Annotated in this window: 11 protein-coding genes and 1 pseudogene; 9 read left to right on the top strand and 3 right to left on the bottom strand. The window is 72.7% G+C overall.

Translation table 11 applies throughout. The annotated features are described in order from the left end of the window. Positions 1-271: 271 nt before the first annotated feature. Entirely contained in the window at positions 272-1,201 is a 930-nt protein-coding gene (locus tag ACIBTS_RS22240) for a carbohydrate kinase family protein (RefSeq protein ID WP_319677044.1), read from the bottom strand. Further along, positions 1,198-1,902, bottom strand: a complete 705-nt coding sequence (locus tag ACIBTS_RS22235) for a class II aldolase/adducin family protein (protein ID WP_399321505.1) — start codon at positions 1,900-1,902, stop codon at positions 1,198-1,200. Before ACIBTS_RS22235 ends, ACIBTS_RS22240 begins: the two co-directional genes overlap by 4 nt. Positions 1,903-1,959: 57 nt before the next feature. Here ACIBTS_RS22235 and ACIBTS_RS22230 point away from each other — a divergent pair, with 57 nt between their 5' ends. The 4 genes from ACIBTS_RS22230 to ACIBTS_RS22215 all read left to right on the top strand — a co-directional run bounded on the left by ACIBTS_RS22230 (position 1,960) and on the right by ACIBTS_RS22215 (position 4,952). Next, positions 1,960-2,616 (top strand): TetR family transcriptional regulator, encoded by a 657-nt coding sequence (locus ACIBTS_RS22230; RefSeq protein WP_399321503.1) that lies wholly within the window; start codon positions 1,960-1,962, stop codon positions 2,614-2,616. Positions 2,617-2,716: 100 nt separating this feature from the next. Continuing rightward, positions 2,717-3,073 (top strand): hypothetical protein, encoded by a 357-nt coding sequence (locus ACIBTS_RS22225; RefSeq protein WP_334575036.1) that lies wholly within the window; start codon positions 2,717-2,719, stop codon positions 3,071-3,073. A gap of 131 nt (positions 3,074-3,204) precedes the next feature. Further along, on the top strand, positions 3,205-4,428 hold the full coding sequence (locus ACIBTS_RS22220; RefSeq protein ID WP_399321501.1) for a hypothetical protein: 1,224 nt from the start codon (positions 3,205-3,207) through the stop codon (positions 4,426-4,428). Next, positions 4,428-4,952 carry a hypothetical protein gene (locus ACIBTS_RS22215; RefSeq protein WP_399321499.1) on the top strand — a complete coding sequence of 175 codons (525 nt, stop codon included), beginning with the start codon at positions 4,428-4,430 and terminating at the stop codon, positions 4,950-4,952. The genes ACIBTS_RS22220 and ACIBTS_RS22215 overlap by 1 nt, the downstream gene beginning before the upstream one ends. 136 nt (positions 4,953-5,088) lie before the next feature. Here the strand turns inward: ACIBTS_RS22215 and ACIBTS_RS22210 are convergent, their stop codons facing one another. Next, the gene (locus tag ACIBTS_RS22210; RefSeq protein ID WP_399321498.1) at positions 5,089-7,212 is read right to left on the bottom strand and encodes a tetratricopeptide repeat protein; all 2,124 of its coding nucleotides are present in this window, start codon (positions 7,210-7,212) and stop codon (positions 5,089-5,091) included. 233 nt (positions 7,213-7,445) lie between these two features. Here ACIBTS_RS22210 and ACIBTS_RS22205 point away from each other — a divergent pair, with 233 nt between their 5' ends. The 5 genes and pseudogenes from ACIBTS_RS22205 to ACIBTS_RS22185 all read left to right on the top strand — a co-directional run bounded on the left by ACIBTS_RS22205 (position 7,446) and on the right by ACIBTS_RS22185 (position 12,566). Beyond that, positions 7,446-10,601 carry an AfsR/SARP family transcriptional regulator gene (locus ACIBTS_RS22205; protein WP_399321497.1) on the top strand — a complete coding sequence of 1,052 codons (3,156 nt, stop codon included), beginning with the start codon at positions 7,446-7,448 and terminating at the stop codon, positions 10,599-10,601. A 467-nt stretch (positions 10,602-11,068) separates the two neighbouring features. Beyond that, the gene (locus ACIBTS_RS22200) at positions 11,069-11,374 is read left to right on the top strand and encodes a hypothetical protein (protein ID WP_399321722.1); all 306 of its coding nucleotides are present in this window, start codon (positions 11,069-11,071) and stop codon (positions 11,372-11,374) included. Further along, positions 11,296-11,934: a hypothetical protein gene (locus ACIBTS_RS22195; protein ID WP_399321720.1), complete on the top strand. Its 639-nt coding sequence runs from the start codon at positions 11,296-11,298 to the stop codon at positions 11,932-11,934. The genes ACIBTS_RS22200 and ACIBTS_RS22195 overlap by 79 nt, the downstream gene beginning before the upstream one ends. A gap of 12 nt (positions 11,935-11,946) precedes the next feature. Further along, a pseudogene (locus ACIBTS_RS22190) lies at positions 11,947-12,207 on the top strand (ricin-type beta-trefoil lectin domain protein); the annotation flags it as partial. 23 nt (positions 12,208-12,230) lie between these two features. Next, positions 12,231-12,566, top strand: a complete 336-nt coding sequence (locus ACIBTS_RS22185; RefSeq protein WP_399321495.1) for a hypothetical protein — start codon at positions 12,231-12,233, stop codon at positions 12,564-12,566. Positions 12,567-12,794 lie beyond the last annotated feature (228 nt).

The following is a 12,794-nucleotide window of genomic DNA, read 5'->3' as shown; positions in this document are numbered from 1 at the left end:
GGCCGCAGCGGTACGGCCGACGCTCGTGTGGTGCCCGGCGCCCGCCTGTTCGTGGCGTACCACCCGGGGGGCTCCGCTGAACATGGAGGCGAGGTCGGCCAGGCCCTCGGGTCCATGGCCTCGGCGGACATCCGGGCGTCGAGAACACCTGCTGGGCCGGAAGTCGGGCCGGGGCTTCCATGGATACGGCCGGGAATCCTAGGGGCGCGGGGTTGTGACCTGTGCGGTTCCGCCGTGTGGGCGCGACCGGCCCCCACGGCGCCGTACCCGCTCACGCATGGGACTTGGCAGACGAGGCGAACGCCTCGGCCCCCGCCAGATCGAAGTCACCGTGATCACTGCCGAGCCCCTGCGCGACCAGCGCGGCAGCCGCACTCCCCAGTACCGCCGCATCACTCGGTGTACGTCCCAGAGCGACCCCCCGCAGATACCCCGCCGAGAAGGCGTCTCCGCACCCGGTGGTGTCGACGACGTCGACGACGAAGGCGGGGACGGGTTCCGCGCCGTCGGCCGTCACCACGAGCGCGCCCTCGGCGCCGCGGGTGACGGCGACGACGCCCGCTCCGGCGTCGAGAAGCCTGCGCGCGCCCGACAGCAGGTCGCTCTCGCCGGTGAAGCCGAGAACCTGGTCCTCGTTGGGCAGCAGATGGTCGATGTACGGCAGGGCCGCCTCGATCTGCTCGAAGCTGCCGAGGACGCCGGGCGCGAGCAGGTCCACGGAGGTGACGACGCCGTGTTCCCTGGCGTACGACAGGATGCGCGTCGCGACGTCGACGCCGATCAACTCCGGTCCGCCGAGGTGCAGATGGGTCGCCTCGGCGAGGGCGTCCCAGGGGACGTCGTCGAGGCCGTAGGTGATGTTCGCGCCGAGGAGGTGCAGCGAGGGGCGGTCGCCGTTGGGCCGGATCGGCAGGACGCTCGCGGAGGTGGCGGTGTCGGTGCGACGGACGAGGAACTCGGTGTCGACGCCCGCCCGGCCGAGCAGTTGCACCAGCATGTCGCCGGTCGGGTCGGAGCCGACGGCGCCGGCGCTGCGTACCTCGGCGCCCAGCTTGGCCAGGGTGAGGGCGGTGCCGCCGGCCGTTCCGGCGGCGGTCATCCGGATGTCCTCGACCAGGGTCGCGCCCTGCCCCTCGGGTATCTCCTCCACGGGCCGTACCAGCACGTCCAGCACGTGCACGCCCATCGTGAAGACCTTCATCTGCCTTCCCCCTTCGTCGGCTCTTCGTCCTGTGCGGGTGGTACGGGGTGGGTGGTGCCGTAGTCGCGGGCGATCGCCGCCTCGATCACGGCGAGTTGCTGCTGTTCGTCGAGGACGCGGGGACGGCCCATGGCTGCCGCGCGCTGGTAGACGCCGCAGGCCCATTCGAGGAGCAGGGCGTTCTCCACGGCCTTGTCGAGCGTCGTGGCGTGGGTGAGCGCGCCGTGGTTCGCCATCAGGGCGGCGCTGCGGCCGTCGAGCGCGGCGATCACCGACTCGGCGAGTTCGGGGGTGCCGAAGGTGGCGTACGGCGCGACCCGCACGGTGCCGCCGAGGGCGAGCAACTGGTAGTGGATACACGGCAGTTCGTCGAGAACGCAGGAGACGGCGGTGGCCATCGGAGCGTGGGTGTGGACGACCGCGCCGGTCCCGTAGCGGCGGTAGACACCGAGGTGGAGCTCCAGTTCGGAGGTCGGCCGGAGGGTCCCGGCGACGAGGTTCGCGTCGAGGTCGACCACGGTCACCTGATCCGGGGTGAGCCGGGCGAGGACCGCTCCGGTCGCGGTGATCGCGACCCGGTCCTCGACGCGCACGCTCACGTTCCCTGCCGTGCCGATGAGGAGGCCTTCGGCCCCCAGGCGCCGGCAGGCGTCCGCCACGGCGGCCCGCTCATCGGCCAGCGCCGAACTTGAGGCGGTCATGGGCGCGAAGGTAGCGTAAACCTGAAACAATGTCACGTTCAGGTTGGAGGCAGCTCCTTGGTCCAGGCGAGCGCGAGTCCCGACGGTGGCGCTCCCCTGCGCCGCACTCCCCGGCAGGCGCGCAGCAGGGCCCGTCTGGCCCTGGTGCTGGAGGCCGCCGAGCGCATCCTGATCGGCGAGGGCGTCGAGGCGCTCACCACGACGCGGGTCGCGGCCGAGGCGAAGGTGTCGGTCGGCTCGCTGTACCAGTACCTCCCCGATCGTGGGGCGATCATCGACGCCCTGGCGGCGGGCTACTTCGCGCGCCTGGAAGGCGTCATGGACGACCTGGTGGGGACCGCGTCCAGGGAGCGGTGGGACGATCCCGTGGGCGTCCTGATCGACACGTACGCCGGGGTGTACCGCACCGAACACGGCTTCCGCGCCCTGTGGTTCGGCAGCGGACTGACCGAGCGGACACGGGCGGCGGACCGCGAGCACAAGCGCCGGATGGCCGACGGGATCCGCCGGGTCCTGCTCGCTCTGGGCGTGGCCCCCGACGACGAGGCGCTCGCGCGGGCCTGCCATGCCGCGATCCTCGCCGCCGACGCCCTCGCCCAGGAGGCCTTCCGGCGCGCCCCGCAGGGTGACTCCGACCTGCTGGACGAGGCGAAGGCGATGCTGCGCGGCTACCTCACCGAGGTCGTCGCACGCCGGGGACGGCGGCAGCCGTGACGTGCGCGGAAAGTCGGTGGCCGCCGTGCCGGGCCGGTCGCTACCGTCGGAGCCCGTCACCGGCCGCACCGGCGGTCGCCGCACCCGGAGAGCGATTCCCGTGACCAGGCAGCACCGAGCCACCACCACCCTGTGGCGCCCCACCGGCCCCAAGGAGCTGGAGTTGGTGCGCGACCTCGACTGGCGCGCCTGGCCGCCCCGCCTCCCCGAGCAGCCGATCTTCTACCCGGTCCTCAACGAGGAGTACGCCGTCAGGATCGCCCGGGACTGGAACGTCAAGCACGACGGCGCGGGCTACGTCACCCGGTTCGAGGTCGACTCGGAGTTCCTGCGCAGGTATCCGGTCCGGCAGGCGGGCGGACGGACGATCCTCGAACTGTGGGTACCGGCCGAGGAGTTGGCCGAGTTCAACGCTCATGTGGTGGGCAGGATCGAGGTCGTTCACGAGTTCCTGTGACGTCCGGCGGCCGGTGCTGACGGCCGCTGCAAGGTTTCCGCAAGGCCCCGGCAGGTCTTCCGTCCATCGGCAGGGGCAGACGCCCGGCTGAACGGGCCGGATCGGGCCCGCACGGGACGACGGGGGACTTCATGTCGGCGTTGCGGAAGAGTACGGAGCCGTCGGTCGAGGAACGCGAGTGGCGGACGCTCGTCGAGCACAAGCTGGTGCTGGTCGTCGTGCACACCCTCACCTACGGCAAGCGGCTGGTGGACGTCCTGTCGCTGCTGGAGGCCGACTTCAGGGTGCAGGTGGTGTTCACGGCGCCGCCGCACGTCTTCGGCGACGAGGTGCCGGGCTTCCTCAAGGGGCTGGGGGGCGCGGTGCTGCCGTGGGAGGAGGCGGTGCGGATGAGGTTCGACCTGGCTCTCGCCGCCGGGCCGCGAGGCGTGGAGAAGATCTCCGCGCCGTTGATCACGCTGCCCCACGGGGCCGGCTATCTGAAGCGTCTGGTGTCGGTGCGGCACACGGGCGTGGCCGGACTGCGCCGCCAGGACCTCGCCCCCGGCGGACGGCTGCCCGCCGCCGTGGCGATGCCCCACCACGCCGAACTCGCCGACCTGGAACGGCACTGCCCGGAGGCGCTCCCGTTCGCCCACGTGGTCGGCGATCCCGCGCACGACCGGATCGCGGCGAGCCTGCCGCTGCGCGCCCGGTACCGCAGCGCCCTGGGGCTCTCGAACGACGAGAAGCTCGTGGTCGTCGCCTCGACCTGGGGTGCACGCTCGTCCTTCGGCCGGTTCGAGACGCTGCTGCCCCGGCTCATCACCGAGCTGCCCGCCGGGCGGTTCCGGTCCGTCGTCCTCGTCCACCCCAATGTGTGGTCGGGGCACGGTTCCTGGCAGGTGAGGGCCTGGCTGGCGTGCTGCGCCGAGCGGGGCGTCGCGCTCGTTCCCCCGGAGGCGGACTGGCGGGCGGTGCTGATCGCCGCGGACTGGATCATCGGGGACCACGGGTCGGTGACGCTGTACGGCACGCTCACCGACGCCCCGATCCTGCTGGCCAGTTCACCGGAGCGGGAGATCAACCCCGCCTCGCCCGCCGCCGCCCTGGCCGTGACCGCGCCCGCGCTGTCGCCCACCCATCCGCTGGTCGGTCAGCTCCAGTACGCCGCCGCCGAGTACCGGCGGGAGGAGTACGCGGCGATCGCCTCGCGACTCACCTCGGAGCCCGGCCGCTTCAACCGCAACATGCGGCGGCTCATGTACCGCCTGCTGGGCCTCGGCCAGCCCGCCCATGAACCGCGGACCGTGCCGCTGCCGGAGCCGCCGCCGCTGGACACCTGGGCGCGGGGCCGCCGGGGGGTGCCGGCGTGATGCGCTTCGTGTCCGTCCGCGTGTGCGCGCCGCCGCCCTGTCCGCGGGGGCCGCGCCGGGGCCCGGCGCCGGACCTGGCGCTGCGCATACGGTCGGCGCAGCGGAGTTATGACGTGCTGGCCCGGGTCGGCCGCGCGGCGCCCGGCCCCGACCGGCCCATGGCCGACATGGACGAGCACGTGGCCGGCGTGGACGAGCACGTCGCCGTGGACGTCGGTCCGGGTCCCGAAGCCCGGTGGCCGGCCTGTGCCGATGTGCTGCACGAACGGTGCCCGCGCCCGTTCGCCGAGGCGGCACGCCGGCTGGGCGAGATCACGGCCGCCCATCCGGGTTGCCGGCTGGCCGCCGCTCCGCTGACCGGAGGCGGCTGGGCGGTCACCGAGGCCACGAGCCGGAGGATCGTCCGGCTGGCGCGCCAAGTGCCGCCGGACCGCGCCCTGTTGGCGTCCTGTCTGCATGCCTGGCTGGTGGCGGGCCACACACTGGCGGACATCGAGGACATCCGCGTGCTGTACGACGCCTGAGGACGAGTGCGCCGGCGTGCGCGCCGGGGGCGTGCTGTGAAAAGCGGCGTCGTTCGCCCGGAGGGCGGGGCTCGCGGCATCTGCTGCAGTGCACCGCAAGGCGGCGCGAGCCGGACCGGACTTTCCAGAACACGCCCTACGGCCGCCCCAGTCGGCGGGCGTCGGCCGGGCTGGTGGTCTCGTACAGGGCGAGGGCGCGGGCGCGGAACTCGTCCGCGGCCGCCTCCTCGCCCTGTTCGCGTGCGGTGTCGCCGAGCATCTCCAGGGTGCGGGCCTGCCAGTGGACGGCGCCGGAGGCGGTGAACGCGGCGAGCGCCTCCTCCATCTGCGCGGTGCCCGTGGCGTGGTGGCCGGTGAGGGCGCGGGCCCGGCCGAGGAAGACGAGGGCCCGGGCCGCGTCGTGCGGGTCGGCCACGGCCAGCAGCCCGGTGCGGGCCTCGGTGAAGCAGGTGACCGCCCGGTCGGGGTCGTGCTCGGCGAGCGCGACCTCCCCGAGCACGATCCGGGCGAGGGCCACCCCGCGCGGATAACCGCACTCCTCCCACATCCGCGCCGCCCGGTTCAGGTGCGAGACCGCCTCGGCGAACCGTCCCGCTTCGAAGTGGCAGCCGCCGAGGCCGAGCAGCGCCTGTCCCTCGTCGCGCGCGTCCCCGGCGTCGCGCGCCGCGTACAGGGACTGCGTGTACCACTCGGTGGCGTCGTCGATCCGGCGGGCCGCGCTCAGGCCGATGGCCCCGGAGTTGAGCATCTGCCGTTCCGCCTCCCGGTGTCCGTCGCTGCGGGCGGCCGCGAGGCCGATGCGGTGGGCCTCGATCCACAGGTCGTAGTGGCGCCGCCGAAGGAACAACGGCCACATCGCGTCGACCAGTTGCCAGGCGGTGGCGTGCCAGCCTCGCTCGGCGGCCAGGCGGAGGATCGCCATGAGGTGGCCGCGCCGGTCGTGCAGCCAGGCGAGGGCGCCGGGTTCGCCGGTGAAGGGTGCGGGCAGCGCGGACGGGTGAACGTAGGTCCGGGGCAGGGTGAATTGGATGGGGGTGATGGCGCGTTGGGCCTCGGTCGCGGTCAGCAGGTACCAGTCGGCGACCTGCCGCAGAACGCGTTCCCGGTGGGCCTCGGTGTCGGTGGTCGTCGCACGGTGGTGGGCGTGGACCCGGACGAGGTCGTGGAAACGGAAGGTGTCCGGTCCGATGTCCTCCAGCACGCTGGCCTCGACGAGCTCGTCCAGGCGGCGTTCCGCCCACTGCAGTGACTGCCCGCAGGCCGCGGCGGCCGTCCGCGAGTCGAAGTCGGGCAGCGGCAGCAGACCGAGGGCCCGGTACATCCGGGCGGCCTCGGGGCCCAGCACCGCGTACGACGCGTCCAGGGCCTTGCGCACGGTGGCCTCCCCTTCGACTTCCAGCGCGGCCAGGCGGCCTACGTCCGGTCTGAGAGCGTCCGCGAGTGCGGCGACGGGCTGTCCGGGGCGGGCGGCGAGCCGGGCCGCGGCGAGGCACACCGCGAGGGGCAGGCCCGCGCACAGGTTCACGACCTGACGGACCGCGGGCAGTTCACCGCAGACCCGGCCCTCGCCGACGCCGCGGATGAACAGCTCCACGCCGGCGGCGGGACCGAGGGCCTGCAACCGGTGGAAGTCGGCCCCGTCCAGGCGCAGTCCGGTCAGCCGGTGCCGGCTTGTCACGACGACCAGACCGCCGGCACCGCCCGGTAACAACGGCCGGATCTGGGCCGCGGTGAAGGCGTTGTCCAGCATGACGGCGATCCTCAGGTCCGCGGTGACGGACCGCCACAGGGAGGCCTGCTCCGCCAGGTCGACCGGCACCGCCCAGGCGCCGAGCGCCCGCAGGAACCGGCCGAGGATCTCACCGGGGCCCGCCGGTCCGTCCGCCGCGTGGCCACGCAGGTCGGCGTACAACTGGCCGTCGGGGAAGGCGGATTCATGCCCGCGCAGCCATCGGGAGACCAGGGTGGTCTTGCCGATCCCGGCCGGGCCGTTGACCACGATCAGCGGCTGCCGGGAAGCGGTGTCCGCACGCCGTGTGAGCAGCCGGTCCAGGGCGGCCAGTTCCTCCCGTCGGTCGGTGAAGTGCGCGGGCACCGGGAGAAGTTGACGGGGTGTCGGCGGCGGTTGAGGCGGGGCGGTCTGCACCTGGATGCCGCCGTGGACGTCGCGGGCCTGGACGGTGGGTCCGTAGAACCGGGCCGATCCGCCGATGGTGTTGCTGCTCCCTCTCTCCGGGCCGTCCTCGCGTGCCGCGCTCATACCGCTCGTCCCCCTCCGACCGGTTGCCCGCTCCATCGATCAAGGTGGTCCTACCCGCGCGGCGTCCCCGACGATGCGGGCGGGGAAGGCCGGGCGCATGACAAGGAAACGAATCGGCCAGCCCGCGGCGGCACCTTGGAACCCCCTCCGCTCCCTGTCATGCTCATCGCTCCATGGCATGCACATTCCCCACTGCCAGTTCGTCGAAATGGCCGGACCAGCGGGAGGCGCTGGTGGAATTCCAGGTACTGGGCCCGGTGGGCATCCGGGTGGACGGTCGACGCGTGGAGCTCGGTTCGGACAAGGAAAGGACCTTGTTGGGCCTGCTGGCACTGGACGTGGGCCGGCCGGTCGCGCTGGACATGCTTCTGGACCGGCTCTGGGACGGCGAACCGCCGCCGCACGCCCGCGCGAACGCCCACAGCTATGTGTCACGGCTGCGCGGACGGCTGCGGCTGGTGGACCCGTCCACGAGCGCGCCCCGGATCGTCAGCCGCGCCCACACCTACACGCTGGAGGCCGCCCGCGAATCCGTCGACTGGCACCGATTCCAGCAACTCGTGGCGCGGGCGGGGGCCGGCGCGGCGGACGGTGACGACGAGCAGGCCGCGGCCCTCCTCGACCGGGCCGAAGCCCTCTGGCGTGGCGAGGCCCTGGCAGGGCTGCCCGGCCTGTGGGCCGAGACCATGCGCCGGACCCTGGCGGAACGACGGCTGAGCGCCGCCGTCTCCCGGATCGCCGCCGCCCTCCGGCTGGGCCGGTTCGCACAGGTGAGCGCCGACCTGTGCGGCCTCGTCGACCGCTATCCGGGCGACGAGACGCTGGCGGGTCAGCTGATGCTCGCCTACTACGGCAGCGACCGGTACACCGACGCGCTACGGGTGCACCAGGAGACCCGTCAGCTGCTGATGACGCAGTACGGCTCCCGGCCGGGCGCCGAGTTGAACCGCATCCACCGCGGGATCCTCGATCGCGTCCCCGTCGCCGACCTCGTCCGGGGCCGGACGACCGCGCCCCGCCCGACCGCGCCTGCGCCGCCGTCCCGTCCCCGGCCGCCGAGGAACCTGCCGCATCAGCCGCCCCTGGTCGGCCGGCACGCAGAACTGCGCGCCCTGAGCGCCGCGGTCGACACCGCGGCGGAGGACAGCTGGGTGATCAGCCTGGAGTCCGTGAGCACCGTCAGCGGCATGGCGGGGGTCGGCAAGACCGCCGTGGCGGTGCACGCCGCGCACCGGCTCGCCGAGCGGTTCCCCGACGCCCAGCTGTATCTGGACCTGCGGGGGCACTCCCCCGTCGGCGAACCGCTCGGTCCCGGAGCGGCCCTGGCCACGCTGCTGCGCCTGCTCGGGACACCCGCGGAGACCATCCCCGTCGAGGTGGAGGACCGTACGGCGCTGTGGCAGAGCATGCTGGCCGAGCGGCGGGCCGTGATCGTCCTGGACGACGCGGTGAGCGCCGAGCAGATCCGCCCGCTGCTGCCGGGCGGTTCGGCCTCCCTGACCATCGTCGCCAGCCGACGCCACCTGACCGGCCTGCCGGGCGCCCGGCACATCCCGCTCGACGTGCTGCCGACCGACGACGCCATCGCCCTGTTCCGCGCGTTCGCCGGGGAGGAACGGGCCCTGGACATCCAGGAGACCGCCCGGATCGTTCGATTATGCGGCCATCTCCCGCTCGCGATCGAACTGGTCGCGAGCCGTTTCCGCGCCCACCCGGCCTGGACCCTGACCACGCTCGCCGATCGGCTGACCCGTGCCGAGGGCAGACTGGGCGAGATCCGGGACGCCGATCAGGACATGGCCCGCGCCCTCGACCTGACGTACCGGACCCTCACCCCTGAGCAGCGCGCCGCGTTCCGCCGTCTCGGCCTGCATCCCGGCCCGGACCTCACGGTCGATGCGGCAGCCGCCGCACTCGGACTGCATCCGGCCGTCGCGGAACGGATGTTGGAGGCGCTGTTGGCCCGGCATCTGCTGCGCGAGCCGATCCCGGACCGCTACCGGTTCCACGACCTGCTGCGCGAGTACGGCCACTCCAGGTCCCTCACCGACGACACCGACCAGGAACGGGCCGACGTCGTCCGGCGCCTCATGGACTTCTACGCCGGCGCCGCCGACCGCGCCGACCGCCTCGCGTACCCCCGCCGTACCAGGCCCGCCCCGCCGCCCGACCAGGCCTCCGCCGCTCCGCGCCGCCGGGCGGCCGCCGAGGCCGACGCCGAGACCGCCCGGTCGTGGCTGGCCGCCGAGCGCGCGAACCTCCTGGCCACGGAGCGCCACGCCCGCGATCGCGGGGAGCCCGGGGCCGCCGCCCGACTCGCCTACGCCATGGCCGGTTTCCTCAACGAGGAGTGCCACTGGCACGACGCCCGCACCGTCCTCGAACCCGCCGTGGCCCACTGGACCCGCACCGGCGAGCAGGCCGCGCTGTGCCGTGCCCTGCTCCATCTCAGCGCCGTCCACGCCCACACCGCCCGCTACCCGGAGGCCGCCGAGAGCGGCGACCGGGCCCTGAGCATCGCCCGTGCGACCGGCGACCGGGAGGCGGAGGCCGAGGTGCTGCGCGCGCTCGGCACCCTGAACTGGCATCTCGGCGACCACCGGGCAGCGCTCGTCCTCTTCCAGAAGGCCTTCGCCCTCATCGCGCGATCCGGAGACGCCCTGGACCGCGCGCGTCTGCACAACAACATGGCGGTCACTCTGCTGTTTCTCGGGGAACACGACCGCGCGCTCGAACATTTCGAGAAATCACTGAGCGGATTCACCGAGGCACGCGATCACGCGGCCCTGGGCAAGACGCTCAACAATATCGGCGACCTGTACATGCGTCGCGGAGATCTGGAATCGGCCCGCCGCTCCTTCGAGGAATCGCTGACGTTCCTCGACCGCGCCGGAAACCGCCATGACCGCGCCACGGTACGCGGCAGCCTGGCCGATGCCCTCACGGAATCGGGCGACACCGCCGCGGCACTCCCTCTCTACGAGGAGACACTCGCGGAATTCCGCGCCCTCGGCGACCGAAAGAGTCAGGCCGACACTCTGATCGGCCTGGGCGAGGCACACCGAAAGGCCGCTGACGCCGAGAAGGCCCTGCGGAATTTCCTCGAAGCCCTCGACATCGCACGTGTGATCGGCGCGGCCCATCAGGAGATACAGGCGCTGCGGCGCATCGGACAGGCCCATGTGGACGCCGGCCGGCTCGACGCGGCGCGGGAACAACTGGAGTTCGCTGTTTCGCTGGCCGAACGCACGCATGACGTCGACGAGAAAACCCGGGCGGAAAGCGCGTTGACGGAGGTGCGGCTGGCGGTAGGCGGCACTCCCACCAGGCATGCCTTACTGCGGCGAACAGTCGACTTACCCGGTGGTAATTCAATGCGCAACCAGTGACTATCGTTCGATTAGATCTATAAGCTGACGATCATGTACGGTCAACCTCCGAAAGCACCCGGGCACAAAGGAGGGACCGTTTACGTGAGCACAATGCGTCGACTGACCGTGGGGGCCGGCCTGGTCGTCACCCTCGGCATTCTTGGCGTGAATACGTCAAGCGCCTCCGCGGCCGAAATCTCCTCGACCGCGACGGTCAGCACGAACAGGTGCATCATGATGTCGACCCTCTGAGGGTCGGTCGGCGCACCGGGGGTGGCAGCACACGCCGCCACCCCACCCGCGGGGGAGATGACCGAGAGGCCGTATCGGTGTACCCGATACGGCCTCTGGTCTGTTGCTCTGCCCGTCGGGACGACAGGCTGAGGAGGGTCTGATCCGCTCCCTTCGCCCCTCGCACAGGAGACTGGCAGGCCCGGCACGCCGTCTGCCCGACCGGCGCCAAGAGCAGACACTGGACGGCAGGGCTGGACAACAACGGCCGGGACGCGATCCGGATCCACTTTGCGACCGCCACCTGTGCACCGTGCCCCGTGCGCGATCAGTGCACCCGCTCCACCCAGTACGGGCGGCAGTTGACTGTCCGAGCACCACCACCCGGGACATCCTCACCAACCCCGAGGTCATCGCCATCGACCAGGACCCACGCGGACTGCAGGGCGTCAAGGTCGCCGAGGACACCCGGGACCTCCAGGTGTACGGCAAGGTCCTCGCCGACACGGGCAAGCGCGCGGTGTTGCTGCTCAACCGCTCGTCCTCGGCGGCGTCCATGACCGTGCGCTGGGCCGACCTCGGTCCGACCGGCGCCTCCGCGTCGGTGCGCAACGTGTGGGCGGGCGGCAACGCGGGTTCCCACGCCACGAGTTACTCCACCACCGTCCCTGCGGGCGACGCCGTCCTGCTCACCGTCTCCGGCACCAAGGCGTCCGGGTCGACGTACGAGGACACGACCACGGCCACCACGCCCGCGTTCAGTGCCGTCACGACCGGAACGGCGGGCACCAAGCTGGTGGACATCACCTACGCCAACGGCGGCAGCACGGCCCGTAAGGCGACCGTCCAGGTCAACGGCCAGTACACGTCCGCGGTCTCCTTCCCGCCGACTGGCTCGGCCACGACGTACCGGACCGTGTCCGTACTGGCGCACCTGGCCAAGGGCAACAACACCCTGCGCTTCGCCGCAGTCTCCGGCGGCACCGCGCCCGACATCGGCGCGATCCGCGTCCAGGGCGTCCCCGGCACCAACGGCGTCGCCCTGGTCGGCGCCGCCTCGAACCGCTGCGCCGGCCTGGAGAAGAACACCATCGCCGACGGCTCCCAGGCCACCCTGTAGGACTGCTTCGGCGGACGGAACGAGACCTTCACACAGACCTCACGCGGCGAGCTCGTCGTCTACGGCAACAAGTGCCTGGACGCCGACAACAACGGCACCGCCAACGGCACCAAGGTCATCATCTGGGACTGCAACGACGGCACCAACCAGAGGTGGACCGTCCACTCCGACGGCACGATCACCAACGACCCGTCGGGACTGTGCCTCGACGCCGAGGAAGCGGCGGGGGCAGGCGCGGAGGCTCACGCGTTGAGCTGTCAACAACATTGCTGATAGTTCTCCCATTCAGCGCGCGCGTGTTCTGGACGCCGCCGCCCGCAGAGTCGGCGCTCACCGGTAGGGCGGCGCTCGGCTGGCTGGCCGACCGCCTCGGTCTGCCCAACCCCGTCGCCCGGGCAGCCGACAGCGCCGGATCCCACACCACGGCGATGCCGGCCGCCCTCACGGTGACCGCACTCGCCGCCACCGCCTGGACCCTGGCCACCGGTCGGCACGAACGGCCCGGATCGGCCGAGCCACCGGCGGCGACATGTCCCGAGGGTGAAGGACGACATGCGGCGACGACATGTGAGCCGCACGATCGGGACCAGTCGGCGGATACAGCCGACGCGGCGACGGCACAGAGCCGTTGAGGGCCGCGGGCCGGTGATCATGTGATGGCGCCATCACCCTGGCCGCGGTGCCCGCCACTGAGTCACCGCATAGGGCACCCCGCACACGGCGACAACGCCGTCCGCACGGGAGCGGGGGGGGGGGGGGGGGGGGGGGGGGGCGCCCCCCGCCGGGGGGGCGCCCCCCCCCCCGGCCCCCCCCCCCGGGGGGGGGGGCGCGGGGGGGGGGGGGGGGGGGGGCGGGGCGGG

The organism is Streptomyces sp. NPDC050121, assembly GCF_044460385.1.
Lineage (GTDB): Bacteria > Actinomycetota > Actinomycetes > Streptomycetales > Streptomycetaceae > Streptomyces > Streptomyces soliscabiei.
Note: the sequence above shows the minus strand (reverse complement) of the source record. Positions and strands in the feature narration are given on the sequence as shown.

What these genes read in the sequence shown, in the direction of transcription:
- ACIBTS_RS22235 (WP_399321505.1), bottom strand. Translation starts at nt 1,902, where the DNA reads ATGACCGCCTCAAGTTCGGCGCTGGCCGATGAGCGGGCCGCCGTGGCG.
- ACIBTS_RS22215 (WP_399321499.1), top strand. Translation starts at nt 4,428, where the DNA reads ATGCGCTTCGTGTCCGTCCGCGTGTGCGCGCCGCCGCCCTGTCCGCGG.
- ACIBTS_RS22240 (WP_319677044.1), bottom strand. Translation starts at nt 1,201, where the DNA reads ATGAAGGTCTTCACGATGGGCGTGCACGTGCTGGACGTGCTGGTACGG.
- ACIBTS_RS22210 (WP_399321498.1), bottom strand. Translation starts at nt 7,212, where the DNA reads ATGAGCGCGGCACGCGAGGACGGCCCGGAGAGAGGGAGCAGCAACACC.
- ACIBTS_RS22220 (WP_399321501.1), top strand. Translation starts at nt 3,205, where the DNA reads ATGTCGGCGTTGCGGAAGAGTACGGAGCCGTCGGTCGAGGAACGCGAG.